22 protein-coding genes, 1 tRNA gene and 1 other RNA gene are annotated in these 26,388 nt (G+C 53.8%); 14 read left to right on the top strand and 10 right to left on the bottom strand.

The features are described from left to right. Positions 1-3: 3 nt before the first annotated feature. Complete coding sequence (locus KTT_RS02980; protein ID WP_126594575.1) at positions 4-441, bottom strand: Hsp20/alpha crystallin family protein; 438 nt, start codon at positions 439-441, stop codon at positions 4-6. Positions 442-838: 397 nt separating this feature from the next. On the opposite strand from KTT_RS02980, the gene tyrS reads away from it, so the two are divergent. The 7 genes from tyrS (at position 839) to recA (ending at position 8,038) form a co-directional block, all read left to right on the top strand. Further along, positions 839-2,068, top strand: coding sequence for a tyrosine--tRNA ligase (gene tyrS, locus KTT_RS02975; RefSeq protein ID WP_371864892.1), 1,230 nt, complete (start codon positions 839-841; stop codon positions 2,066-2,068). Positions 2,069-2,210: 142 nt separating this feature from the next. Continuing rightward, entirely contained in the window at positions 2,211-3,086 is an 876-nt protein-coding gene (gene mtnP, locus KTT_RS02970; protein WP_126594573.1) for an S-methyl-5'-thioadenosine phosphorylase, read from the top strand. Positions 3,087-3,188: 102 nt separating this feature from the next. Beyond that, an RNA gene (ffs, locus tag KTT_RS02965) (signal recognition particle sRNA small type) lies at positions 3,189-3,288 on the top strand. Between the two features lie 115 nt (positions 3,289-3,403). Beyond that, complete coding sequence (gene dnaX / locus KTT_RS02960) at positions 3,404-5,581, top strand: DNA polymerase III subunit gamma/tau (protein ID WP_126594572.1); 2,178 nt, start codon at positions 3,404-3,406, stop codon at positions 5,579-5,581. 16 nt (positions 5,582-5,597) lie between these two features. Further along, positions 5,598-5,894, top strand: coding sequence for a YbaB/EbfC family nucleoid-associated protein (locus KTT_RS02955; RefSeq protein WP_126594571.1), 297 nt, complete (start codon positions 5,598-5,600; stop codon positions 5,892-5,894). 2 nt (positions 5,895-5,896) lie between these two features. Beyond that, positions 5,897-6,505: a recombination mediator RecR gene (gene recR / locus KTT_RS02950; protein WP_126594570.1), complete on the top strand. Its 609-nt coding sequence runs from the start codon at positions 5,897-5,899 to the stop codon at positions 6,503-6,505. A 462-nt stretch (positions 6,506-6,967) separates the two neighbouring features. Further along, positions 6,968-8,038, top strand: a complete 1,071-nt coding sequence (gene recA, locus KTT_RS02945) for a recombinase RecA (RefSeq protein ID WP_162511807.1) — start codon at positions 6,968-6,970, stop codon at positions 8,036-8,038. Between the two features lie 42 nt (positions 8,039-8,080). On the opposite strand, the gene KTT_RS02940 is transcribed toward recA, so the two are convergent. Further along, complete coding sequence (locus KTT_RS02940; RefSeq protein ID WP_126594568.1) at positions 8,081-9,499, bottom strand: DUF4032 domain-containing protein; 1,419 nt, start codon at positions 9,497-9,499, stop codon at positions 8,081-8,083. Positions 9,500-9,665: 166 nt separating this feature from the next. Between KTT_RS02940 and KTT_RS02935 the strand changes: the two genes are divergently transcribed. The 5 genes from KTT_RS02935 (at position 9,666) to KTT_RS02915 (ending at position 13,600) form a co-directional block, all read left to right on the top strand. Further along, a complete protein-coding gene (locus tag KTT_RS02935) occupies positions 9,666-10,442 on the top strand; it encodes an SDR family oxidoreductase (protein ID WP_126594567.1) in 777 nt (258 codons plus the stop codon). 269 nt (positions 10,443-10,711) lie between these two features. Then, on the top strand, positions 10,712-12,082 hold the full coding sequence (locus tag KTT_RS02930; protein ID WP_160145603.1) for a cytochrome P450: 1,371 nt from the start codon (positions 10,712-10,714) through the stop codon (positions 12,080-12,082). Positions 12,083-12,165: 83 nt separating this feature from the next. Beyond that, the gene (locus tag KTT_RS02925; protein ID WP_126594565.1) at positions 12,166-12,630 is read left to right on the top strand and encodes a GNAT family N-acetyltransferase; all 465 of its coding nucleotides are present in this window, start codon (positions 12,166-12,168) and stop codon (positions 12,628-12,630) included. Positions 12,631-12,787: 157 nt separating this feature from the next. Beyond that, positions 12,788-13,093 carry a hypothetical protein gene (locus KTT_RS02920; RefSeq protein WP_126594564.1) on the top strand — a complete coding sequence of 102 codons (306 nt, stop codon included), beginning with the start codon at positions 12,788-12,790 and terminating at the stop codon, positions 13,091-13,093. 282 nt (positions 13,094-13,375) lie between these two features. Beyond that, complete coding sequence (locus KTT_RS02915) at positions 13,376-13,600, top strand: hypothetical protein (protein WP_126594563.1); 225 nt, start codon at positions 13,376-13,378, stop codon at positions 13,598-13,600. A 122-nt stretch (positions 13,601-13,722) separates the two neighbouring features. Here KTT_RS02915 and KTT_RS02910 read toward each other — a convergent pair whose 3' ends face one another. The 3 genes from KTT_RS02910 to KTT_RS02900 form a co-directional block, all read right to left on the bottom strand. Next, positions 13,723-14,568 (bottom strand): 2-oxoacid:ferredoxin oxidoreductase subunit beta, encoded by an 846-nt coding sequence (locus KTT_RS02910; RefSeq protein ID WP_126594562.1) that lies wholly within the window; start codon positions 14,566-14,568, stop codon positions 13,723-13,725. Between the two features lie 2 nt (positions 14,569-14,570). Then, positions 14,571-16,349, bottom strand: a complete 1,779-nt coding sequence (locus tag KTT_RS02905; RefSeq protein WP_126594561.1) for a 2-oxoacid:acceptor oxidoreductase subunit alpha — start codon at positions 16,347-16,349, stop codon at positions 14,571-14,573. Between the two features lie 548 nt (positions 16,350-16,897). Beyond that, entirely contained in the window at positions 16,898-20,410 is a 3,513-nt protein-coding gene (locus KTT_RS02900; protein WP_126594560.1) for a phosphodiester glycosidase family protein, read from the bottom strand. Between the two features lie 279 nt (positions 20,411-20,689). Between KTT_RS02900 and KTT_RS02895 the strand changes: the two genes are divergently transcribed. Continuing rightward, a tRNA-Ile gene (locus KTT_RS02895) sits at positions 20,690-20,762 on the top strand. Between the two features lie 265 nt (positions 20,763-21,027). Here KTT_RS02895 and KTT_RS02890 read toward each other — a convergent pair. The 3 genes from KTT_RS02890 to KTT_RS02880 are packed head-to-tail and all read right to left on the bottom strand — an operon-like array spanning position 21,028 to position 22,837. Next, a complete protein-coding gene (locus tag KTT_RS02890) occupies positions 21,028-21,690 on the bottom strand; it encodes a class I SAM-dependent methyltransferase (protein WP_126594559.1) in 663 nt (220 codons plus the stop codon). Continuing rightward, positions 21,687-22,238, bottom strand: a complete 552-nt coding sequence (locus KTT_RS02885) for a hypothetical protein (RefSeq protein WP_126594558.1) — start codon at positions 22,236-22,238, stop codon at positions 21,687-21,689. Before KTT_RS02885 ends, KTT_RS02890 begins: the two co-directional genes overlap by 4 nt. A 32-nt stretch (positions 22,239-22,270) precedes the next feature. Then, a complete protein-coding gene (locus tag KTT_RS02880; RefSeq protein WP_126594557.1) occupies positions 22,271-22,837 on the bottom strand; it encodes a hypothetical protein in 567 nt (188 codons plus the stop codon). 190 nt (positions 22,838-23,027) lie between these two features. On the opposite strand from KTT_RS02880, the gene KTT_RS02875 reads away from it, so the two are divergent. Continuing rightward, a complete protein-coding gene (locus KTT_RS02875) occupies positions 23,028-23,918 on the top strand; it encodes a CDP-alcohol phosphatidyltransferase family protein (protein WP_126594556.1) in 891 nt (296 codons plus the stop codon). 27 nt (positions 23,919-23,945) lie between these two features. On the opposite strand, the gene KTT_RS02870 is transcribed toward KTT_RS02875, so the two are convergent. Beyond that, positions 23,946-24,755 (bottom strand): class I SAM-dependent methyltransferase, encoded by an 810-nt coding sequence (locus tag KTT_RS02870; protein ID WP_126594555.1) that lies wholly within the window; start codon positions 24,753-24,755, stop codon positions 23,946-23,948. 9 nt (positions 24,756-24,764) lie between these two features. Next, positions 24,765-26,330 (bottom strand): radical SAM protein, encoded by a 1,566-nt coding sequence (locus KTT_RS02865; protein ID WP_126594554.1) that lies wholly within the window; start codon positions 26,328-26,330, stop codon positions 24,765-24,767. Between the last annotated feature and the right edge of the window lie 58 nt (positions 26,331-26,388).

Below are 26,388 nucleotides of genomic sequence, written 5' to 3'. Positions count from 1 at the left end.
AAATTAGCGAGCGTTTACCTTGATGGTGCGGGCTTTGGCATGTTCAGCCTTTGGTAGGCGCAGGGTCAGGATGCCATCGGCATAGCTGGCCTCAACGCGCTCCGCGTTAATGGGAGCTGGCACCGTGAGTGCCTGGTGGTACTGACCGGACTGGAAACCATTCCAATGAACGGTTGCGCCCTCAGGAACCTGCACTTTGGTCTCCCATTTCAACTGGACCACATCCTGCTGAACAGTAATCTCAACATGTTCGGGATCTACGCCAGGCATGGGCAATTGAAGAATGAAGCCCTCGGCTGTCTCATACAGATTAGCGGCGACACCACGGCTGCTGCCGTTGCTGACACGAGGGGTGATAACACTATCCTCAAACAGGCGATCCATCGCCTCGCGCAGTGAAACAACCTCGCCAAATGGATTGTAACGTGAGATGTTAGCCATGGAAGTAACTCCTTTTCACTTCTTTTCTTCTATGTTGACTATCTGGTAACGCATTTTGAATGAGTGTGCTCTCTCATCAGCACATCGATTATCCTCAGATCTGAGGAGGGGGAAGCGGATCTTCTCTGCACTCGTCCCTGTTCCCGCCCCTTCATCTCTGTGTTTTTTCTTTCTGTTGATACTATACTCTACCTTCTGTTAGAGGAACGTAAGTATAATGTAAGAGATTTGTTAGAAAACTTGATAGTAACACTATCAAGTAAGCTGCCAGAGAGACGCTCTCGACGACATTCGTATATTCTGCTACAATGCAGCTAACAAGCGATCCTGGCAATGGAGCTTCACCGCATTACGGTGAAGTTCAAAACTATGCATATCGGGAGGAATGAGATTGGTGTTGAAGCAGTCCTCAACAAAGAAAGAGATCGACCATCTATTAACGCGCGGTGTCTCGCTGGTGGAAAAAGAGGCCGACCTGCGTCGGTTACTGATAGAGGGCAATAAGGGAGAGCCGTTGCGGGTTAAGCTGGGTGTTGACCCGACGCACTATGATTTGACAATCGGGCATGCGGTAGTTTTCCGCAAGTTGCGCCAGTTTCAGCGCCTGGGTCATAAGACCGTGGTGGTGATCGGCGACTGGACCGCGCGCCTCGGTGATCCTAGCGGTCGCGTGGAGGCGCGCAAGCCCCTGACCGCTGAAGAAGTGAATGCCAACGCCAGGACTTATCTTGATCAGTTCTTTAGAATCGTGGATAAGGATCAGACCGAGGTACGCCGCCAGACGGAGTGGTTCGACAAGTTTGATCTTGGCGATGCAATTAAATTGCTTGGTTTCAAGACGGTGGCCCAGATGCTGGAGCGCGATGATTTCGCCAAGCGCTACAAAAGCGGCATCGAGATCTCTCTGGCCGAGTTTATGTATCCCCTGTTGCAGGGCTATGACTCGGTAGCTTTGCGTTCAGATGTGGAGATTGGTGGTACCGACCAGACCTTTAATCTGCTGGTTGGTCGCGACCTGCAGCCGATCTTTGGTCAGCCAGCGCAGCAGATTCTGACCATGAATCTGATTGTGGGCCTCGATGGCGTCAAGAAGATGGGAAAATCGCTGGATAACTACATCGCCATGACCGCACCAGCCAAAGACATGTTCGGCAAACTGATGTCCTTGCCCGATCCAACCATGCGCTCCTACTTTGAGGCGCTCACTGACGTCGAAGACGTGGAACTGGACGAGTTTGATCGCAAGATGTCTGAGGGCACGTTGAATCCCCGCGATGTCAAGCTGCGCATGGCGCGTGAGATCGTGGCAGAGTTCCATAGCGTGGCCGAGGCTGTTGATGCGCAGGAAGCGTTTATTCGCCAGTTTTCTGAGCGCAAGCTGCCAACCGATATCCCTGATTACCACCTGGAGGCGTCTAAGAATATCGTAGAAGTTATCGTGGAGGCCGGACTGGCCGCCAGCAATAACAAGGCACGTGAGCTGATCAAGCAGGGCGGCGTCTCTCTCTTCCCGAAGGGAGCATCAGGAGATGCCGAGCGCATCTCTGACCCCAATTACACCCTGGACGTCATTGATGGCGCGATCCTCAAAGTCGGCAAGCGCCAGTACATCCGCATCAAGGCATGAGTGCCTGCTTGTGCAATGATGTTTAACAAAACAAGCAGGTAGAAAGCGGGGAGGTGCAGGAGGGGCGGTTAGCCCCTCCTGCCGGGGTGTGGGGTGTCCCCACAAAAATCTTTTTCTCTTCAATTTTCAAGGAGGGCTTTCTATGCCACAGGCAAAGATCGGGGTGATTGGTGGGAGCGGCCTCTATCATATGGAGGGCATGACCGATGTCGAAGAGGTCAAAGTTCAAACCCCCTTTGGGGATCCTAGCGATGTGATCACCATTGGCAAGGTTTCAGGTGTCTCAATGGCTTTCTTGCCCCGACATGGACGCGGCCATCGGCTCAGTCCGTCAGAAGTGCCCTCGCGCGCCAACATTTGGGCCTTGAAAAGTCTGGGCGTAGAGTGGGCGATCTCGGTCAGTGCTGTCGGTAGTCTGCGCGAGGACATCGTGCCGCGCGACCTGGTTATTCCCGACCAGCTTTTTGATCGCACCAAAGATCGTGTGAAGAGCTTTTATGAGGGTGGCGTAGTCGTGCATTGCTCGTTCGCCGAGCCATTTTGCCCTACGCTCGGTTCGCTATTGCTGGAGTCGGCGCGCGAGTTGGGGAACGTCAACGTGCACCAGGGGGGCACCTATGTCTGTATGGAGGGGCCACTCTTCTCGACGAAGGCGGAATCCAACGTCTATCGCAAGTTAGGAATGGATATTATCGGCATGACCGCCTTACCTGAGGCCAAACTGGCACGCGAGGCCGAGTTGTGCTATGCCATCATCGCCTGCGCCACCGACTACGATTGCTGGTACGAGTCGGAGGAGAGCGTATCGGTGGACATGGTGGTCGGGAATCTCAGCGCCAATATCGAGAATGCCAAACGCATTCTGCAGAAAGTCGCGCAGAAACTTCCAGCCGACCGTAGCGCGCAAACATGTATCTGTGAGCACGCCGTGGCCTCCACCATCATGACCGATCCCGCCCGCATCCCGGCCGAAGTCAAAGAAAAATACGACCTCTTAATTGGACGTTATATCTCTTGACAACTGTTCCAATCAGATGTAAAATGGGTTCATCCCACGAGGGAAAAGGAAAAAACTTCCAGTGGGATGGACCGATTTTCTTCCGGTCCTGTCGGTTGGCGTGATCGGGTCCTGCGCGGCAGATGTTTGTGAACTCCGCTAGGTCCGTGAGGAAGCAACGGTAAATGGACCTCTCTGGGTGACGTAGGGGTTCCTGATTGCGCTAACCGGCAGGACCGGGAGAAAATCGGTTTTCTATGTCAAGCGTGTCATCTACTCTTCTGGCAGCGGGTGGGCTCGTGGCCCGTCATGAGGACACATAGGCGGGAGTAAAGAATATGGCCTCACAATCACTCTACCGAAAGTGGCGCTCTCAGACCTTTGGCGATCTCGTTGGTCAAGAGCCCGTTATTAAAACTCTCAAGAATGCGCTCAGTAGTGGCAATCTCGCGCACGCATACATCTTCACCGGCCCAAGGGGTACTGGTAAGACGAGTATGGCCCGCCTTCTGGCTAAAACCATCAATTGCACCAATCCCCAGAACGGTGAACCCTGCAATCAATGCGAGCAGTGCCGTGAGATTACCAATGGCAGCTCCTTCAATGTATCTGAAATAGATGCGGCCTCCAATCGCGGTATCGATAGCATCCGTGAACTGCGCGAAAAAGTCATGATACCGCCCACCACCGGCAAGTACAAGGTCTACATCCTCGACGAAGCACATATGCTGACGACTGAGGCTTTTAACGCTCTGCTCAAGACTTTGGAAGAGCCACCAGAACATGCCATATTTGTAATGGCGACTACCGATGTACATAAAATGTTGCCTACGGTGCTCTCGCGCTGCCAGCGCTTCGACTTTAAGCGCTTCAGTCTGCGCCAGCTGGTCAGCCGTCTGCATTATGTGGCGCAGCAGGAGCAGGTTGAGTTGCAGTCCGGAGCCGCGGAACTGATTGCCCGTGCCGCCGCCGGTGGGATGCGCGACGCCGTGAGCCTGCTTGACCAGGCTATCTCCTACTGCGGCAACGTAATTAGCCTGGAGCAGGTACAGGCCATGCTGGGCGTGGCCGATCCCCAGGCGATCCAGAAGTTAATCCTGCATGTGGCGAACACAGATAGCGCCGCCGGGCTGCATCTTATCAATGAGTTGTCTGAAGCCGGTGCCGACCTGCGCCAGATCAACACGCAGGTCGCCGAGTTCTGGCGCGCCATGATGCTGTCAAAGGCCGGCGCGAACATTAGCGAGATCCTGGACAATACAGAGGACGAGATCAAAGATATCCAGCAGGCTGCCCAGCACTTTGGCTTGCATGAATTGACCGAGTGCGCGCGCGCCTTCGCTCAGAATGAGCTGATGCAGAAAGGACAGGGAACTCCTCAGCTAGGATTGGAGCTGGCTTTTCTGGCCTGTGTAGAACTACATCGGCGCGCTCAAGATGGTCCGGATCAAACTGGTGTAGTTGCTCCAGCGCGACCCGGTGCGCCCACGCAGCCCCCGGCTCGTCCACGTGTAGCTACGCCAGCAGTCTCCTATACGACTGCCCCCGAGGCCGAACATCGAGCCCCGGCCAGAGCAGAGGTGAAAGATATTGCCGCGCCAGCATCTGCATCTGCTGATCTCGAGATGACGAACTCATTGACGCCTCTTGCCGCTTCGCGTTCAGAAAAAAGAGATTCGGCTTCCGTTGAAGTCAAAGAGACTGTAGCAGCGTTACCTACTCCTGTTGCCGAGGAGCCATCTCCTGCTGCCGAGGAGCCGCCAGTTGCTGAGAGCATCCCGGCTGATGACTTCCCAACTCTGACACTAGCCGATGTTAAAGATAAATGGGAGATGGTGCGCAGGCGCATTCACTCACGCCCAAAGGCTGATGGACCAAAGATAGCGGCTTTGCTGGGTGGATATACCGTCCTGGGTATTGAGGGTACCAGCCAGCTCCCTACTGTCGTGTGCAAAGCTAACATGGATTTCCATTACAAAACCTTGCAAAACGATAATTACTACGAGGTTATTCGCTGGGCACTCAAGGTGGAGCTAAAGACAGAATGCAATATTCGTCTGCTTCCTCCTAATGCCAACGTCTCGATCTCGACCTTTCCAAGACCCGGTGTAGTGCCGTCCCAACCAGCGGTACCGCATCCGCCCGTCGAGTCGCCATCTGCGCCCGTGCAGTCGCCAAAGTTAGCATCACCGGCTCCAGAGATGCGGCAGCAATCGTCGGCGCGGCCAGCGTCACCAGCGCCAATTCCCCAGGCTCCAGAGATGCGGCAGCAGATGGAAGTAGCGCGGCCAGCGTCACCAGTGCAAACTCCGCAGGCTACCGCGTCGGTTGAACCGGTGAAGGTCAGTGCCCCGCCACTTGCCAGAAGTGAGGCTGTGAGAGAGAATACTATACAAGCACCTGCAAACAATGGATCACGTTTGCACAATATCAAGCAACATGCGGAGAGCAATCCAGTTGTAACAGAACTCATTCGTATGTTTAAAGCAGAGATCAAAGAGATACACCCAAAATAAAGGAGTTTTTGTTTCCATGAACATGCGTGAAATTCAAAAAATGCAGCAAAAGTTGATGAAAATGCAGGAAGAGCTGGAGTCTACCCTGTTTACCGGTACCGCTGGTGGTGGTGCCGTGACCATCACCATGAGCGGCAAGTATGAAATCACCGAAGTCAAAGTAGATCCCGAAGCTTTTAGTGCCGATGATATCGAAGAGCTAGAGGTAATGGTGAAGGCAGCTGCTAAAGACGCTCACGACCGCGTGACCGACGCGCAGCAGAAGCTTGTATCCGGCGCCACTGGTGGAATGAAAATTCCTGGACTGTTTTAAACATGAGTGATGTCGCAGCTCCGGTGGCAGCGTTAGTTGAAGAACTTTCGAAGCTGCCAGGGGTCGGCGTAAAAACGGCGCAACGTCTGACCTTTTTCATTTTGCGTAGCCCCAATGATCAGGCTCGTCGCCTGGCCGAGGCTATCTTGCGCCTCAAAGAGAGCATTATCTACTGCTCGCGTTGTTATAATATAACTGAGACCGATCCGTGTCCTATTTGTAGCAACCCGGGTCGTGACCAGGATTGTATCTGTGTGGTTGAAGAGCCCCTTGACGTGCTGGCCCTGGAAAAGACGGGCGTCTATAAGGGTCTGTACCATGTTCTGCATGGCGCGCTCTCACCACTGGAGGGCATCGGGCGTAAAGATATTCGCATCGATGAACTTCTCAAACGCCTCTCGGCCGGCAATGTGCGCGAGATCATTCTGGCCACCAACCCGAGTTTTGAGGGCGACTACACAGCAGGCGTCATCAAAGACGATATCAAGAATGGGATCGCGACCCCGGTGAAGGTAACCACGCTGGCACGTGGACTCTCACTGGGTAGTGACCTCGAATACGCTGATGAGGGTACGCTCAGCCGCGCCCTTGAAGGCCGTCGCGAAATATAAACATACAGGGGATGTCTCAACCGGGCATCCCCTGTATCCTGTTTCACCCTATTCTTGAGCGCCGTTCGCACCGATGACGCGAGTCTTTAAACAACTTGACACATGTATTGCCTCGTGGTACACTTGTTCTACTTTGCACGGGAAAGAGAAAAACATCCAATCAATTTCCGCTTTTTGCCTTTGCTAAAGAATAGTTATTTTGTAGGAACATTTATCAAGAGCACCATGGTGGCTATCCTATCACAGATGTCTGTGTGCTATGGGTTTGCTCTGTTACACATACTTTTTGAAAAGTGTCGCCTTTTGCGAGGATTGAAAAAAGGAGGAAGGCAGGGTATGGTTCCCGGGGGATATGGCGTGGCCCATAGCAACCTTTTCCATGCTTTGCCAAAATAAAACATGGCAATAAGCAAGAAGGACAAAAACGCAGCAGCTGCGGCCAGTAACACCAATACCGCTGGTATGAGTGAACGTGAGAAGGCGATCGACCTGGCTTTGAGCCAGATCGAGCGGCGCTTTGGTAAGGGTTCGATTATGAAACTTGGTGATGCCGCCAAAGTTCAGATCGAAGCTATCCCCTCCGGTTCAATCGCGCTCGACCTGGCGTTGGGTATTGGCGGTGTACCACGTGGCCGTGTTACCGAGATCTATGGCCCTGAGTCATCTGGTAAAACGACGCTGTGTTTGCATATCATCGCGAATGCGCAGCGCGCTGGTGGCTTTGCCGCTTTTGTTGACGCCGAGCATGCCCTTGACCCTTCATACGCGGCCAAACTGGGTGTCGATACCGCCAACCTGCTGATCTCGCAGCCAGATAATGGCGAGCAGGCGCTAGAGATCGTTGACTCGCTGGTACGCAGTAACGCTATCGATGTGGTCGTTGTCGACTCGGTGGCCGCCCTGACACCGCGCGCCGAAATCGAAGGCGAGATGGGCGACTCGCACGTTGGTCTGCAGGCACGTTTGATGAGCCACGCGCTGCGTAAACTGACCGGCGCGATCAATAACTCCCACACGACCGTGATCTTTACCAACCAGCTGCGTGAGAAGATTGGCGTTATGTTTGGCAATCCAGAGACCACTGCCGGTGGTAAGGCTCTCAAGTTCTATGCCTCGGTACGTCTGGATATTCGCCGTACCGATTCCATCAAGCAGGGTCAGGACGTCGTCGGTAACCGCACCCGCGTGCGCGTGATCAAGAACAAGGTGGCCCCTCCATTCCGCACTGCCGAGTTCGACATCATGTATAGCGAAGGTATTTCGCGCGAGGGTGGCTTGATCGACCTGGGTCTTGAGATGGGCCTGGTGAAGAAGAGTGGGGCCTGGTTTACCGTGGGCGATATTCGCCTGGGTCAGGGCCGTGAGAACGCCAAAGAGTTCTTACGCCAGAATACCGATGTAGCGACCGCCATCGAAGATCAGATTCGTGGCAACATCCTGGCCTTCAAGGCAGCTGAAGCCGAAGGGGTCGAAGAAGAGGATGATCCCGAAGAGGTAGCTCTGGCTGAAGCCGGTATGGATGAAGAGGCCTAGCTTGTTTCTCCCTCCTTTCCCTTAAGGGAAGGAGGGAGATTTTTATTTGTCGCTCTTGTTCTCCTTATTCAGGATTTTCGGCATCTCCTGCTCCAGTTGCGGCGGATCCAGGTGCACCAGGGGACGTTCGGCCGTTGAGAGCAGTGGATCCAGTTCCTCGCTTTCGATCATCGGTGGTTCCAGTACCGTGGTCACCGGCTGGCGATGTCGCCACCAGGTAGCAATGGCGGCAGGATCGACCGGACCCAGTTGACCGGTCTGGGCTGTCTGTAACTCCCAGTCCAGAATCGCCTCTTCTAGTGGCACCTCGTAGCCCGCTTTCATACTCATTTCCCACTTATGCTGCATAATGGCAAAGTAGGCCTGCATCGGATCTTGCTCGTTCGTCAGACGCTGGCGTAGCATCAGGATTGTGGGCAGGTGATATTTCTCGTACCAATCCTGGGCAGCCTCCTCCAGGCTGACTTCCCGCTGCTCGTTCTTACTCATGATCGCCTGGTGTCCGACGATCAGATTGTAGAAGCGTCGCGCGTAGGCGCGTGGAATGGTTACGTGGAGCAGTTCATAGATGGCCTGCTGATACCAGCCTGGCAGGATCGGCGTAATCTGGTGCATGGCGCTGCTGGCTTTTTCCGCCAGTACATCCCTCCAATCACCCATGGCGCGGAACAGGCGTTGGGTATGATAGATAGTATTGAGATCGTGCGGACCCGTGACGCGCGAATGTTCGCGGCGTACCGTGCGATAACGCTGGCAGAAGTAGCGATAATCGGCGTCGTCCAATACCTGCACGTCTTCCGGCAATCCTTTCGCCTGCCGCAGATCTTCAGCCTGCCAGGCCAGCGATTCACCAAACTGGGCCAGGTCCTGTTCGCGCAGTCCCTCACTGATAGGTCCAGGAAACAGCTCTACTGTTTCCGCATCGGCCATAATCGAGAGTATCTGTTTGCCATCGATGCGGATCAATGCATTGGCTAGCGAGGGATCACCCCAGTAGACGCCATGCTCGTGTAGCTCAACCATCAGGACGGCGACGGCCGAGAGCATACGTTGCTTGGTGCGCTTGGTCAGTGGCAGACGATAGAGCAAGACATGCGGTACCACGCGTGGTGCCAGACGGGTCACAGTATAGCCGCGATCGCCGCTGATATACTGACGCATTCCCCTTAAGCCTGGTACCTCGATCGCGATCGGGGGGGCCGACACCAGCACAGTCCCAATAGGACTCAATGCTGGAATGCCGCGCTGCTCAATTTCATGCAGATTGCGGATCTCGCGCTCCGCCATGCGTGGCGTGGTCTCTTTAATCGCATAGCGTGCTCCCTGCCGCTCAACGAAGATCACCGGATGGCGAGAGTCACCGCGCCGCACCACCAGCACGGGTACTCCTTGCTTTTCCCATTCCTCCAACTGGATGTCCCAGGGCAGACCCTCCAGCCGATGGCGATCTTCCGCGCCCATCGTAAATTGTATTTTAATATTATTGGTAGTAATAGAAAAATCTCCTTATGGTAGCGGTAAGCGGATAAAATCTCGAGTATGTGTTACAGTGATGATAACATGTTTGGAACATGAATCGCAAACTGAATGACGAAGAAGTTTTTAATGCACACAAGGAGGTTTTACATTGGGGACACTGGATCTATTTCGCCTGGATGGCAAGACCGCGATTATTACCGGTGGTGGACGTGGTCTGGGACAGTATTTTGCGCAGGCTCTTTCCGATGCGGGCGCCAATGTGGTGCTCTGCTCACGTAAACTGGCCGCCTGCGAAGAGGTGCAGCGTGAGATAGAGGCCAGCGGCGGTCATGCGCTGTCACTGGCCTGTGATATCACGAAGTTGAGCGATGTTGAGCACGTTGTGGAGGCTACGGAAGAAAAATTTGGCGCCATCGATATCCTGGTCAACAATAGCGGGGCTACCTGGGGAGCGCCGGCTGAAGATATGCCGTTGGAAAAGTTCCAGCAGGTCATCGATGTCAATATTAAAGGTACGTTTATGATGAGCCAGCAGGTTGGACGGCGTATGATCAACCGTGGTCAGGGTGGCAAGATCATCAATATCGCCTCGGTCGCCGGCCTGACCGGCGGTAATCCCAAATATATCCAGGTGGTTGGTTACCATGCCAGTAAGGCAGCAGTCATCAACATGACGCGCGATCTGGCGACCAGCTGGGCGCAATACGGGATCACTGTCAACGCCATTGCCCCTGGCTGGTTTCCCACGCGCATGTCGAATGCCCTGTTGGAGCGTTACGGAGAGGCCATGCTGGCCGATATTCCCATGGCTCGCTTTGGGAGAGCCGACGATATCAAGGGCGTGATCGTCTTTCTGGCCTCGCCCGCCGCGGCCTATATGACCGGGCAGACCGTCGTGGTCGATGGTGGCTCAACCGCCTGGTAACGTCGATCAATGTGCTGTGTGAACCGCAGCAAGAAACCTGTACTATGTCAGTACAGGTTTCTTGCTGCGCGGCGGCAGGTGAGATGCGGGTTGGGAGCCCTGTATGAGGAGCCTGGCGCGCCGCCATAAAAGTTGTCTCCGGGTGTATCACGAGTGCTATAATATTGATGTGTAAATGATGATGTAGATAAATAAATTTTGAATCTGACAATGCAGTTGTATGCGCATGCCCTAGGTTGACAGGGATGTATGTCAGAAGGCAGAAGAAAATGGTTACAGCGATAAAAGATGCTCCCGGCGCGAAAAGCATTCCCGAAATTCCCGAGCCACCACTGGTTGGCTCTATGTTCAAGCACAACGCCGATCGCCTGACACTCTATCAGCGTGTCGCGCGCGAATATGGCGATATCGGGTTGATGCACTATGGTCCCTTCCGTCTTGTCCAGCTTAACTCACCAGACCTGGTGCGCAGTCTGCTGGTTGAGCACACCGCCGATTTCGACAAGGGCGATGGGATGCACAAAGCTTTTCATCCTATTATTGGCAATGGATTGTTTATCAGCGAGGGTGAACTGCATCGCAAGCAGCGCAAGCTCATGGCGCCATCATTCCAGCCGCGCCACATTGTGAGCTACGCCGACGATATGGTACGCTACAGTGAGCAGATCCAACGTACCTGGCACGATGGGCAGGTGGTGGACATCGGCCATGAAATGACGCAGCTGACGATGAGTATCGTTGGCAAGGTTCTGTTTGATGCCGAGGTGTTCACCGAAGCGGATGAACTGGGCTCGGCCATGAGCACAGTGCTCTCGTTCGTCAACTACTCCCTCTCAAACCTGTTCCCAATACCGATAACGTGGCCGGTGCCGCGCAGCAACAAGGCGCGCCAGGCTCTGGCGGTGCTTGATCGGCGCATTAACCAGATGATCGCCGATCGCCGTGCCAGTGACAGTGAGAAGAACGATTTCCTCTCGGTTCTGCTGCGCGCCCGCGAAGATGGGAGCGGTATGGATGACAAGCAGTTGCGTGACGAATCTCTGACTCTGTTTGGAGCCGGACATGAGACGACCGCTACCGCTCTGACCTGGACCTGGTATCTGCTGGCCCAGCATCCCGAGATCTTCGCGAAGGTGCAGCGTGAGGTTGATACAGTCCTGCAGGGGCGCACCGCCACCTATGCGGACCTGGCTCAATTGCCCTATTCACTGCAGGTCTTCAAAGAGGCCATGCGCCTCTACCCACCGGCCTATGCGGTTTCGCGCGTCGCCTTAAGAGACTGCGACCTCAATGGCTATCCCATTAAAAAGCAGGATCTCGTGCTGGCGGCCATCTACGCCATCCATCGTCGCCCTGAATACTTCTCGAATCCCGACGTGTTTGATCCTGAGCGCTTCACGCCCGAGCGCGAAAAGCAACTGCCGCGCTACGCCTACATGCCCTTCGGGGCTGGTCCGCGCATCTGCATCGGCAATCACTTCGCCCTCATGGAAGGTCATCTGCTGTTAGCCAATCTGGCTCAGCACGTCTCCTTCGAGTTGATACCGGGACAACATATCGTGCCCGATCCCAATAAGACGATCACCATCCGGCCCCATGATCCGATCAAGATGGTGGTAAAACGCCGTTCTGGCAAATAAAGATCCAACGTAAAGAGGGGTGCTGGAGCGCGTTTCGGCACCCCTCTTTACGTTGGATCAAAAAAAGAAAAGGACATTGCCTTATGGAGATACAGTGGCGGCTGGCTACCCCGGCCGATTATGCTGAGCTGTTACCTTTATTGCATGACGCTGATGAAGATGACGACCGTATTCGCAGCCTTGTCACGGATGGTCACCACACTTCTTACGTCTGGTGGCAGGAGGGGAAGATGGTCGGGGCGGTGGTCATGCGTTGGGGGGAGGAGTGCGGTGAGGTCGAATATATCGCCGTTGCTGAGCAGTTACGGGGACACGGCCATGGTAAAGCTATGCTGGCGCAGATGATAACCGAGGCACGTCGGCGTGGCGTCCGCTCGGTTATCGTAGGGACCGACAATACCGCGCTTGGAACTATCGGTTTTTATCAGAAGGCGGGTTTCCGTATGGATCACGTGCGGCCCGATTACTTTTCCTATATCCAACCACCTGTCGTTAATGAGGGCATTCTCTTACGTGACATGCTGGTTCTGCGCTATACCCTGGTCTGATAGATATCGGCAGAGGTCGCTGGCATACCAATTTCTGCCGTATAGTCAGAAGCAGGCAGCCAAAATGCTTCGTCAGAAAAAAATCCCTTGACGCTCCCAGGCAGTCGCGCTATCATCCTATACAATAGTATTTTTCGTAGAGGTATCATTTGTCATCATGATGAAACGTTTAGAAGGGCGCAACCTGGCCCATCCCGGTTGTCTGATTGGTGTGACGCTGGGACTGATCATTGGTATCGTGTTAGCCGGTGTGCTGGCTGCAGGCTTTAACGTTGCCTTCAACACCGTCTTGCTGATCTGGTTGGGGATCACTGTTGGATTGGGGCTTGTTGGTTGGATCTGGGGGGCATACATTACCACCAGGCAGCAGTTGGCGGCTATGCGTGCCAATGCGAATGTAACTTCTGAAGCAGCCGAACGTAATACCCAGGAGAGGCAAAATCCTGACCTACCTGAGGGATAATAAGAGAAACTATTTTGTTGCTCTGTCATCAGTAGATCTAGTAACTTGTGTCAAATTATGGTATAGTATGTCTACTCAACTCCACTATTTTATCTTCAACGGAGTTGAGTAGCAGAGCAATGGGGCTCATGGGCAAAGACGTAGCGGATTTGCGTATCATTGTGGGGTGTATTCAAAGGCGTGTGCTTACCACTGGATACGATAGTCCCCCTTTGTTGTGTGCTGTTTGTCTTTTATATGTATGAACAGTACCACTGATCAGCACAGTAGAGGAGGCTCCTCATGTCCAATGAATTCCAGCGGCCCGTCTCCGTAGATTTTGCTCCACGTGGTAGCGTCTGCGAATGGTGTGGTAAGCCTGCCGAGAGGCAGCTCACGGCTATTGGTGGCACCTATCACAATGAAAGCGGCGTTTTTTGTCGCACCTGTGGTGAGTTGTTCGCCCAGGGCGTAGCCAATTCTCTTAGCGTCTCCACCTATACGCGGCTACCCCAGCAGCAACAGTAGAGTATATTCATAAGCATCGCTTTATACTCGCTAACACCCATGATGGATGTGTTGCATTTTAGTCATAAAGATGGGACTGGCTTTATTGGCCAGTCCCTCTTTATAATTCCTACATAGGATGATCAGGCGTAGCGCTGCATATATTGTGCGATATCAAATGATTTAGATTCCTGTACCAGTTGATGTGCTGCCTGGTCCATCGTTGGGCGTTCCTCTTTATAAAAGATGCCTGTATACTGTTTTTCTGTCTCCAGCGCTAAAGCGATGGCCTGTGCTTTATCTTGGGTATCATGACCGGAATCAATCGGGGTAACCGCTGCGTCCCAGGCATCGAAGGTATGATAGAAGGTTGGGCATGGGCTAAGCGCATGAATGAATGAGAACCCTTTATGTTGAACTCCCTGCTGGATTAACGCCGCCAGGTCCTTCGGCTTGGCTGAGTAGCCGCGTGCTACAAAGCTGACATTTAATGAAAGCGCGGTCGCGATCGGATTAAACTGGGATGCCAACAAACCATACGGCGTTGACTTTGTGACATGACCATGTGGCGACGTCGGTGAGGTCTGGCCTTTGGTCAATCCATAAATCTCATTATCCATGACGACAACGGTAATATCGATATTGCGCAGGGCGGCATGGATCAGGTGCCCGGCGCCGATACTGAAGAAGTCACCATCGCCACCGACCGTAATCACATTCAGGTCCGGGCGTGCCATCTTGAGCCCCTGTGCCACTGGCAGGGCACGACCGTGCACGCTATGGAAACCAAAGGTTTTCATAAAGTGAGGGAAGCGGCTGGAGCAACCGATGCCCGAGACGACTACCGTCTGGTCGGTTGGCAACTTCATCTCAGCCAGGCCACGGAATGCCGCATTGAGCACGCCAAAGTCTCCACAGCCGGGACACCAGGTAGGTTTTACTTCACTCTTATAATCTTTCGGGGTAGGATTAATCAGTGTCTGCGTCATGATTAGTGAACCTCCTCAATTGCCCGCAGGATTTCGGCGGCGGTGAATGGAATTCCCCCATATTTATTCAGGCGAACAGCCTGCAGCCCATATTTGGCGCCCAATAGATTCGCGAACTGGCCAGAGTAGTTGTTCTCCGGCACGATAACCTTTTGTACCGAGGAGATAAACTCCTGAATCGCCTCGTCGGGAAGCGGGGAGAGAATGGTGGGATGGAGTGAAGCGACCTTCAGGCCTTTGGCCCGCGCGCGATCCACGGCTTCCTGAATAGTGCCTTCGGTTGAGCCCCAGCCAATCACACCAATGGTGGCGTCCGCGTCCCCATAGCGCTGTGGCTTTGGCATCTCCGCCGCGGCCGTCGCCAGCTTGCGGAAGCGCTTCTGCATCATTTCAGTGTGATCTTCCGGCTCATAGTTAGGATGCCCGGCCTCATCGTGTTCCAGTCCGGTTGCTACATAAGCGGGGGCACCCGCTCCAGGAGTGCTGATGGGCGAGATACCGGTTGGCGTATTGGCATAGCGCTCATACTCATGGGCGCCCGCGCCCGCGCCTACCAGCATAGGTTCCGCCTGATGGCCGTTGCTGCCATTGGAGGCGTGCTTGCCATTGTACTGGATGCGCCCGTGAATCTCAGGCTTTTTGAAGACGTGACTATCGACGCTTTCAACACGCGCTGTTAGAGACTGATCGCTCAAGAACAGGACTGGCATCTGATAGCGCTCGGCCATCTCGAAGGCTTGAATGATCAACTCGTAGCAATTGGCCACGTTCGAAGGAGCCATGACGATGCGCGGCGTATCGCCATGCCCGGCGTTAAGCGCGAAGCTAAGGTCCGATTGCTCCATTTTTGTCGGCATACCGGTGCTGGGACCGGCACGCTGGGCATCAACGATAACCGCCGGCAACTCGGCCATCGAGCTCAGGCCGATTAACTCGGTCATTAGAGAGAAGCCCGGACCCGAAGTAGCCGTCATCGCGCGCACACCACCAAATGAGGCTCCCAGCACGGAGGCCAGGGCCGCGATTTCATCCTCAGCCTGCAGGAAGGTGCCACCTACCTGTGGCAACTCCTTCGCCATCCCCTCCATGATATCGCTGGCCGGCGTGATAGGATAACCTGCGAAGTAGCGGCATTGCGCTGCCAGGGCGCCAGCAACAATAGCCTGATTTCCATTCAGCACTACACGATCGGCCTTCTCCACAGGACCAAGCAGGTAAGGATCGCTTTTGGTGATCTTTTCGCTAACATACTTCTTCGCGACATCAAGGGCCAGCAAATTCTTTTCCATCAGCGTTGCGTTGGCCTTACGTGAGCGAGAGAGTTTCGACTGCACTACTTGAATGATGGCCTCAAGAGGGGGACCAAATAACCCGCAGATAGCTCCCAGCATTACCATATTTTTGGTCTGGAAGAGCTGAACCTCTTTACGCGCAATCTCATTAAAGGGGACGGCATACGTGATATAGTCACCTGCTTCGGGCGTAAAGTCGGAGGGATCATACATAAGCACGCCACCATGGCGTAGTTCACCGACGTTACGATCATAAGCTTCTTTATTCAAGCAGATCAGGACATCTGCGTAATCACCCATCGATTTTACCGGGTGATCGCTAATGCGAACCTGAAACATACAAGGCCCGCCGAGAATTTCGGCTGGGAATGTCCTGAAGGTATAGACATGATACCCCCAGCGAGCGGAGGCCAGGGCAAGAATATCACCACCTGAGATGGTGCCCTCACCGGACTCACCGCCAATACGAATAGTTACTTCATTCTCCATTGAATGCCCCCTGGAAAAATGTTGACCGCGCCACTCGTCAGAGCATAGCGCGGTATGTACAAAGTCGGGCTGTGCTTTAAGTTGGGGATTTTTGTCACAATAGCATCTATATATCCCTGTTTATAAATAAGGGATATAGGTGTTCTGTGAATACAGATTCTTCTTCCACGTGCCAGACAACACCAGACGGTCAGTATCAGCAAGTGCATAATACCATATCCGTTCCTAGCTGACTGAGCGGATATATCCTCAATCTAACTATCCATTCTACTCGACTGTATATAGGTAAACATAGCACCTGACTATTTCTATTATAGCATACCAAATGGATGAGTGGACGCACAAAATGGTGAAATTACGTTATATATAACAAGTTGCATCCAATTAGAGCTTAAACATGGCTATATTTGATGGCATATTTGCAGATTCAAGTAGGAAAAATAGCAGCAATGTCGCGCTAATAAATGGATCAGGCATCTTTTTGCTGAGCGCTAAAAGCGGAAGAACACAGATGAAATGTTTTGAAACATTTTGCCTGTGTTCTTTGCTTACCTGGTGACAGTCAATGTCATACTGCCTTTTGTTTGTCCCGATGTGCTGGTAATGGTGGCGGTCCCGGGATGACGAGCTTGAACCAGTCCAGTGACCGTGTCGATGGATGCTACATGTGTATCAGAGCTTGACCAGAGGTGTGAGGCCGGATTCTGGATCGGCACCTTGATGGCTGGTAGATCGTTGCCGGTCACGGTGGTACCGGTAGCTTTAACCTGTACGGTCTGCCCTACTTTGAGCCGACTGCGGTTGGCCTTGACCTCGATCTTGTTCAGTACGGGTAACACCGCGAACTGCACCGCCCCGTTGGGACGAATATGGAACAGGGCATAGTGCGAAAAGCCACCCTGATCGGCCGGTGCATAGGCTGGCGCCCCAACATCGGCGACGACGAAATTGGGGATCCCATTCTTGACGTCAATTCCGTTGGTATCCAGTCGCTGTTCTGAGAAACCACGCGCATGCCCAAACAACAGGATCACGTGTTTTCCTATATGTGTCTGCTCATAACGATGGGCCAGTTCCTCATACATGGCCGCTTCAAAACTATTTCTGAACTGACTATTTTTGGCGGGATGGGGATCGTAAGCGGGTACGTGGGTGGTGATAAAGACGGTCTGCGAGGTGTTGGTATCCAATTGTTGTTTCAACCACTCGTATTGGGGCTCACTGGGCACCTGATAGGCATCGGAGCATAACAGACCGATATGCGAACTGTCCAGCACAATGAAGCGTGAGTTCCCCACCGTATACGCGTAATGGGTTGGTCCGAAGACCGCGGTAAAGTTCTGATCCTCAGGTGTGGCCCCCTGCGTAATCTCATGGTTGCCCACCGCGATATGATATGGTATGCCAAAGCCATCCATGATCGACTTTACATGCTGTAGATTGGGCAGTTGCCCATTTTCTACCATATCGCCCAACGATTGGACGAGCGCTGGCCGAATCAGGCCTGGCCAGCGCTGTAACTGATCACCGATGGCTTTGAGGACCATCGTTCCGGCCGCATCTGGGGCGGCCGCTGCGGTGTGCGCATCGTCAAAGACGGCAATGGTTGTCCCATCCTGACTGAACTGAGTGGGACTCTGCTTGAACTGTAGCCAATCGGGATTTTGGGGAAATGGCTGGTAAGGTGTGGCCGCCAGCGGGCGAGGTGAGTATAATGCCGTCAGCTTGCTAAAGTAGATATCCCCTTTGAGCTCGCTTTCTGGATTGTCGGCTACCAGGGCCAGGTAGTTCAGGCGCAATGGAAATGAGTAGGTTGACTGCAAAGGGATGGTGACATATTGCCAGTAATTGCCGATGGCAACCGTCGGATAGATATTGGTGGCGGTATTATCGCTCTGGTAGAATCCCACCTTTAAGGTCACGTTCGTCGTGTTCAGCGCACCCAGGGCCGTGTTCCCTTTGACCCATAACCCGAGGGCGGAAGGATACTGACCATTCTTCGAGCCGATCAGTATATTTTCGGGCGCGGCGGGATAGGCGCTGATGTTGTAGACCTTCTGGGCGCTGGCAAAGTCATAATGTAGATCCAGTGACCCCACATCACCAGGAGCCTGTTTCTCACTGGTGCTCAGGGAGATCGACCCGTCCGGAGTGATATGTTGCACCGGTACCAGGCCATAAGGACATGGGTTGATATTGAGATAGCGATCGGTGACTCCCCAGTTGTTGAGATCGATCAAGGGAGTAATCATCTCCGGTTCTTTGCCCACCGCCACGCTGATCGAGGCGTTCGTGCCGCCAAGGGTGGCCGTAACCTGTCCCAGCGTTACCGCCGTTCCCGAAGCGGTAAAGAGGCCATTCTGTGTGATGGTACCCAGACCGTCGGGCGTGACGCTCCAGTGAACCGCATCGCTTGGGACCGCGATGTCCGTTCCATGAACAGTCGCCGACACCTGAAATTGTTGCTTTTGCCCATTATCCAGATCCGGGTTGGGGGGAGTGATATGCAGGCTATCTACATGATCCACTACCGTTATCGGCAGGCCGCTCAATGCCTTATCCACCCGTCCAACGAGCAGGCCATTGCCTGCCCGGTTGCCAGCGAGCAACCTTCCCTGCTTTATGCTGGCCAGCGTGCTGGGATGGACCGTTAGTTGGACCGCACGGTCCACCGTATTATTCATTGCGTCGCGGGCATAGGCTTTGACAGCTATCGACGTGTTTGTCAGCAGTGTAATCGGTTTGTTATTATTGATGACCACCGAAGTTGCCCGGCCAGGTCGCTCTTCGGTGCTGTAGACGAACAGTCCGTTGGCCACCGGCCGCTCACTGCCATCGGACGGGGTGTTGAGAATAGAGACCTTTTTCTGGCCGGGGAGGCGCCCCACCATTTCTGAGGAGCCGCCACCATCGAACATCATCGCCTGGTAAGCGCCATGGGCCAGAAGATAGCCCGCCATCTGTGGCCGCGTCAGACCACGGCCCCGCGTAACGCCCGCCTCATGACCATCGAACACTACGAAGATAGCATGCCTGCCATCCTGAGCCAATCCCACGGCCGTCAATGGATTATGCACATTCGTATCGCCTGGATTGGGAGCGACCGGATCATTGTAGAATTGCCCGTTTTTGATCAGGATCGGGCCGCCACCTATGGCCTGGACCAGGTTGTTATCCGGCACAACCTGTTGTGCGATCGATAAGGTATCGCCCTTATGGAGCGTTGACCTCAACCACGCACCAGCCGTGCCGCCACCCACCAGAGCCTGTGTACCCCCGGGTAGTTTCTTCAACGTAGCTAGCTTTGTTTGCACCGCCCGGACGATATAAGTATTGGTCCCAGGCGCCCCTGATTGGAGGAGCGCTACTGTATTATTGGCGACCAGCATATTACCGAGCGCGGGCGTAATCAGCGTGAGGCCGTTATCTCGAGCACCCGTGTAGCGATTGACCGAGTTCAACACGTGGCTCGCCCCGCCCGCGGTAACCGTGCCAGAGAACGCCTCGTGGGCCATGGTGATCTGTCCATTGCTGGTGACGCCCAGAACGGCATAGTTTCCCGGGCTCTGGAGCAACTGACCATTACGCATCACCATATTGATGGGGTCGCCGGTGCCGTGGATCTCAAAGAAATCGCCATTGATGCCCGCTATGGCATGGGAGCGATTGGCCATCGAACTGACGGTCTCATCGGAACTTAACAACTGCTCATGGGCCTGTACCACGCCCAGGCGCACATTTTTACTACTCAGGTCGACGTTTAACACACTCGCATGTTCGGGACCTCCGACCGTTTTCAAAGTCTCGTTGTATGTAGTTACCCCACGTGTTAACACCTGCAGGGGAGATTTATGTTGCTGCACCACCAGAGGCCAGCTGGGAGGGGTCATGGGTAACCAGTTGTGAATGTCTTCAGGGATCAGCTGCAAATCTGAAACTGCCCGGCCACTCAGGCAGAATGTTACAAAGACAATCATGGTCGCACTCATACTGATGCGTGCTATGCGTCCAGCAAAATAATGGTGGAGGGTTGGCTCCTTAACTCTTTGCACAAAACTCATGCGGCACTCTCAATGAATAAATGTGACGATAAAAAACAAAAAACGCTATAAAATTTTAACATGAAAGATAAAATTTTAACAGCGTAGGATTAAACATAGGAATCTACGTAAACATTGTACTATTGTAGTATTAATTAAAATTCACAAAAAAGGCCTCTTTTCGTTAAAGAAAGATAATCCACATCATAGAGTAGCAAAGAGAAAACGTGAGACAGGCGAAAAAATCTGCTTGAAAGCCCTTCACAAACGCCAGAAGATATGCTACAATACTGTGCGCAAGGGCCTATAGCTCAGCGGTTAGAGCAGTCGGCTCATAACTGATTGGTCGCTGGTTCGAATCCAGCTGGGCCCACCCTATTGCTCAGAAAGCCAGTTTCAGGCAGAGAAATGCCTGGCTGGCTCTCTCTGTTTTTGGTGGTCATCGGTCCATTCCTGCTCCGGCCGGTACGGCGTTTATTGCCTGACAGAAAATTCATGTATTGCACGCCAATGTCATGCTTTAGGACACGAGATGTCCTCTTGCTGAATGTGCTATTGACATGGTGTTGGATTGAGTATGATTACTGGTTATTTGAATCTTTATATCCTCAATACTCTGTACAAGCGTTTATCTGTGTCTATTTCAACGCTGCACGTATGACCCAGCATTGCCAGAGGAGGCCAGCCGAGAAATCGCTGGCGGCCAGGATATGGAATCCGGCGGCCTCGCAGATCTGCTGCGCTTCGAGCCTGGTGTAAGCTCTGTTATGCTGTGGATCTACACGTTTGATCAGCCATTCGAAGGGTCGCCAGGGGAAAGGAAAAGAACGGCGTGCGTAATCCTCTACGACCAGTTGTCCACCGGGCGTCAGCAGGGTAGTCAGTCCCCGTAGCACAGCCTGTGGATCATCCAGATAATGAAAGGTGTTGGTGCAGGTGATCAGATCAAAAGAAGCCGGTTGATATGGCAATGCACGTATCCGGCTGCTGGATAGAGATCCCTGCGTCAGGTGAAAGCGCGGCTCATCCGCCAGCAGTTTCTGTGCCTGGGTCAGCATATCAGGACTCTGGTCAATGCCATAGAGCTCGGCCTGTGGGAATAGGCTGGCAAGCTTCTTCAAGAGGAGTCCTGTGCCGCAGGCGGCGTCCAGGATGCGTACTGGCTTTTCCTGGCCGCGTGGTGTTTCGTATAGTCTTAATGTGTCCACGTAGTCGAGGGTGGCGGTTAGCGTTTTCTCTGAAAAAGCTTTCCAGGTGCGATTGTAGGTCGTGGCTCGTTTCCCCTGGTAATATGTGCTCATCTGGTAGGCTGGCTTTCGTGTTTAACTGTTCTGGATCGCAGGCTGGTCAGAAGATAGATGATGCCGAGTATCAGCAGACCCAGTCCGGGAAGCCAGAATGAGAGCATGAAAGGGATAAAGTTCGCTGGAGTCAGGTGCCTGGCCAGCAGTACTTCGATGATGCCTACTCCCATGACAATAATGGCCGGGGATAGGGCGCCGCGTCCCACATAGCCACGCCTGGCAGCGAAGGCGATGATGAGAAGCCCGATGCCGAGCGCGAGGATGTAGACTGGAAAGACCAGGTTGCCGGGCAACTGGCCGCTAAAGGTAAAGAAGACCGCGATCCCGATGGCCGTCGTCAGGCTACTGGCGATTACCAGGCGGCCGGGATTGAACAGCGCTGCGATCAGCATGCCTATACCCAGAGATAGTACCCCGAGCGGATATCTGAAGGGATCGGGATGCAGTAGCCAGGCTATTAATAGCGCGATGATTCCTAGCAGGAGCAGAATATAGGCCTGGCGCTGATCGGGATGGATCCGCGCTACAGAAGATGATCTGACCATACGTGTTTCCTCTATGTATGTTTCTGATTAGCCTATCTCATGGCGGCGAAGGTTTGTAAGATGCCACCAGCTAAAGCCCACAGAATAATGAAAAATATCCAGCTACCCCCATGCCGCTGGCGTGCCTCGCGCGGCGTTACCGTTTTAAACCATTGAGCGGTGACCGGACGGCTCAGGCGCCATATAATCAGGGGCGAGAAGATTAGCAGGATGATTTCCGTTACAAAGGGCCAGTAGTTGCCAATTCTGGCGCTCTGATACAGATTGACAAGCGAGATCAGGCCGCCTAGCGATAGGACTATATTGGCCACGATCTGTATGCGCCGGGCCCAATTGCGTCCACTGCGGATCATCTCGCCGAAGAGCGCTGGCAGACAGGCAACGATCAGCGCGATAATAAAAAACAGTATGCCGCTGATGCCGGAATCAAGTCCGGAGATTGCGCGCGTGTTTGAGGAGTGGAACAGGAGCAGGTACACAGGGGTAAACAGGATCTGTACGGCCAGTCCCCAGTCAAAGGCGACGGCCATGCCAATACCCTGAGGAGCGCCTCCCTTATTGCCAGGAGCGTTTGCGCCAGTGGATGTTTGTGTTTCCAATGCTATCTTCCCTTTTGTTTTCTAATACTACAACACGTCTGAGCCTGGATATTTTTACACGCTTTGCGAACATGTAAACGCGGTCATGTTATGATAGCGCCCCGCAGTGCTCGTGTGAGACAATAGTGTGAGTGCTACCTTTTGAAATGCATGATTCTTATATAAAACAGTACCAGGAGAGCCGTGTCCTATGCAAAAAGGCACCGAACAGACCTTTGTGGTTGAACTGTTAACGACGCTGCGCAATGGTCGCTTCAGTCCGCGTGCCTGGGGGCGTTTCTTTCTACATTCCTGGCTGATGGCCTGCCAGACGGCCCGTGAGCATCCATCCTTGAGATGCTCCTGGCTGCGGGTCACCTGTCTCATTGGCGCGCTATCCCTGCTTATCTTGCTAGCCAACACCTTGTTGCTGGGCATTGCCGATACCATGTACTTACTGCCGGTCTTTGCTATCTGTCTCGCCTGGCAGCAATGTGACCTGTTCTGGCACCTGGGTCTGAACCGCTCTGTATCTGATGGTCAGCTATTGCCCCATGTGGGAATCGCCAATACGCTTACCTGGTTGCGCGGCCTGGGAACATGCTATCTGCTGGGCCGGCTCGTGGGCGGATTGACCATTTTTCCCGCTCTGACGCTGGTCATCTTTTTATCTGGCATCGCGACCGATATGCTGGATGGTTATCTGGCCCGCCATCTGCGTACGCAGAGCAGGCTGGGGCAGATCGCCGATGGAGAGGCCGATTTCTGCCTCTATCTGACGCTCACGATCATCTTTCTGCGAGACGGCATGTTGCCGCTTTGGATCGGCGCGATCATGCTGCTCCGCTTCCTGTTGCCCCTGCTGGCGGCGCTTGTGAGCTACCTGGCGCTGGCCCATCCGGTACGTTTTGGCTCAACCTGGTGGGGCAGAGCTGCCGGACTGGCGCAGTGCCTCTACTTTCTCTATCTGCTGCTGCCGGCTTCACTGGCTATCCACATCCATTTTCTGGCTACTCCGTTGCTCTACATTGCCATATGTCTATTAATGGCCTCGCCCATCGCCCAGTTGATAGAAAATATACGGCCGCCAGCCTCCTCATAAGCGTTTTCCTGGGCCGGGCAGCAATTTTTAATACTCTTTACGTGCCAGGAGCGTCACGTAGCCAAACGTGTTGGATTGGATAGCTGCTTTGGCCGCACGGGCCAGCCTCTTTGCCTGTTCTATGTCAAACGAAGCTGGTAGCTCGACTTTGCGCAGGCGTAGCAGTAGCTCTGTCCCTAGTAGCTTGCCTTGAATCTGTTCAACCATGTCATGCAGTGCCGAGTCATGGTTTTCAATGCGGGTGATGTTCAGTCCTCCCTTTTCCAGGTAGCGGATATAGGACTCTACTGGCTGTGCATCCGCGATGCAGGCAATCCAGGCGAGCAGATCCTGTAAATCCTCGGGCACCGCGCCTGTACACGTGAGATCGTTCAGACCCAGCTGGCCCGTTGGCTTGAGGACGCGCTGGAATTCTAAGGCCGCCAGCGTTTTATTCGGGAATGTACAGAAGGCGCACTCACAGATGAGCGCATCAAAAGAGTTGTCTGGTACGGGCAGGTGTTCGGCATCCCCCTGCTGGAATGTGACGAGATGGGCCAGATTCTCGGCAACTGCCGCCCGGCTTGCCTGCCGGACCGCTTCCGCACCGTACTCGATCCCTAGAACCTGGCAGCCGAAGCGCCGGGCCAGCGCGATCGCGCTGGCTCCCTGTCCCGATGCTACATCCAGCACACGGTGTCCTTGTTCAAGGCGTAGCAGGGAACCCAGGTATTCGGTCAGCTGGATGCCGCCTGGATGGAATGAATCACCTAGCAGCAATCTGGCGGCATCGCTCTGATAGGCTAGCGCGCAGCACGCCTTTACCTCTGTCGCGTCAAATGTATGCTCTGTATTCATTGGCCAACCTCATTTCTGCTCAAAGGTGAAGGTCAGTGGTTCGGGCGTATAAGGAATATCGGCGCGCCTGGCCTGGTTGCGCTGGCGTTCACGTGCCTGTAGCTGAACGCGGGCCTGCTCACGATAGCCCACGTTGTTATAGGCGCAGAACGGAATCTGTTTGCCGTCTGGTAACAGGATCTCTTTGCAGCACTTCATCAGGTTCTTCTGGTTAAATGTCCAGGGATCCATAAAATCCTGGAGCATGATCATAAAGATGTTGTTCGCGAACGCCTGCAGGTCTAATCCATTATCGGGCAGCCCGCAGGCGGCGCAGGAAAGGGCGAACTGCTGCGCAGCCTTATCCGATCCCGGGACAGCGGAAGATGACCACAGACCTTCCAGGGCGGCCTTGATATCCTCTGAGAGATCAGCCACAGCCCGGTTGGTAATGTAATCCAGATAATCCTCGACATTGAGAACGCGTGTCAGTGGCAGGACAGTATCACCATCTTTGAGTACATACGTTACTGAGTTGCAGGTAGGAAAGCAGCAGGGGACCGGTACGAAGTCCGAGACCAGCAGGGTCTGATTGGTCTGTTCTTCCAATGCCTGTAGGATACCGGGGATGGTCAGGCGCTGCATGGGATCGTTTTCACCATGGCGACCAGATTGGAAGGCGGGCTGGAAGTTAATGCCGCGTACCGCTGGATGCTGCAGGCCAAAGTTGACAATGGCGCCAACTTCGTGCAGATTCACAAAGCGATCCACCGCGGGCACCAGGACGACATGAGCGCCGATCTCTGCTAGCCGATCCAGCGCGCGCAGTTTTTGCGGCAGGATAGCGGGCTCGCCGCGCAGGATGCGGTAGGTCTCAGCCTCAAAGCCGTCAAACTGGAAGTAGATGGAAGGGCGTAGATCGGCCAGTTGTTGCAAGAACTCATTATCGTCGGCGATGCGTTTCCCATTGGTGTTCAACATGACGTGGCGAATGTTGCGCTTTTTGGCGGCCTTGATCATCTCGATAATCTGCGGGTGGATGGTCGGCTCGCCGCCTGAGAACTGCACGACCTCGGGATTGCCCTCTGTCTCTACCAGGTGATCCAGGATGCCTTCAACTTCCTCCAGGGTCAGATTAAAACCCGCTCCCGCATTGGCAAAACAGAGCGGACAATCCATGTTACAGGCGCTATTGACCTCAATGATGCCCAGACAGGCATGCTGCTGATGATCTGGACAGAGCCCGCAGTCGTGCGGACAGCCATGTTGTACCTCAGTAGTGTAAGCCAGGGGGATGGTGCCCGGTTTATTGAAGCGGGTGGCGGAAAGGTAGGCCTGTGCATCGCCATAGACCAGCCCTTCAAATACTCCATGTTCGGGACAGCGCTTGCGCATATATACTTTATTTGCGCGCACAAGTACATGTGCATCAATCACTTTGCGGCAGTCGGGACAGATACTGCGGGTCAGTTCGAGAAAGACATAATCCGCGTCTTTCTTGCGGCGCAAGCTCGGCCCCTGAGTGCTGACTATGGTCTCTATCGCTATCTCTGGAGATGTGACGGTCCGGGTCGATACATTATCCTGCTGATCCATGAGAATCTCCTCCGGCTTTACACCCGACTATTGAAACGTTAATATTGCCTGCCAGTTA

It is taken from the genome of Dictyobacter aurantiacus (assembly GCF_003967515.1).
GTDB lineage: Bacteria > Chloroflexota > Ktedonobacteria > Ktedonobacterales > Ktedonobacteraceae > Dictyobacter > Dictyobacter aurantiacus.
This window is presented reverse-complemented; position numbering and strand designations above follow the sequence as displayed.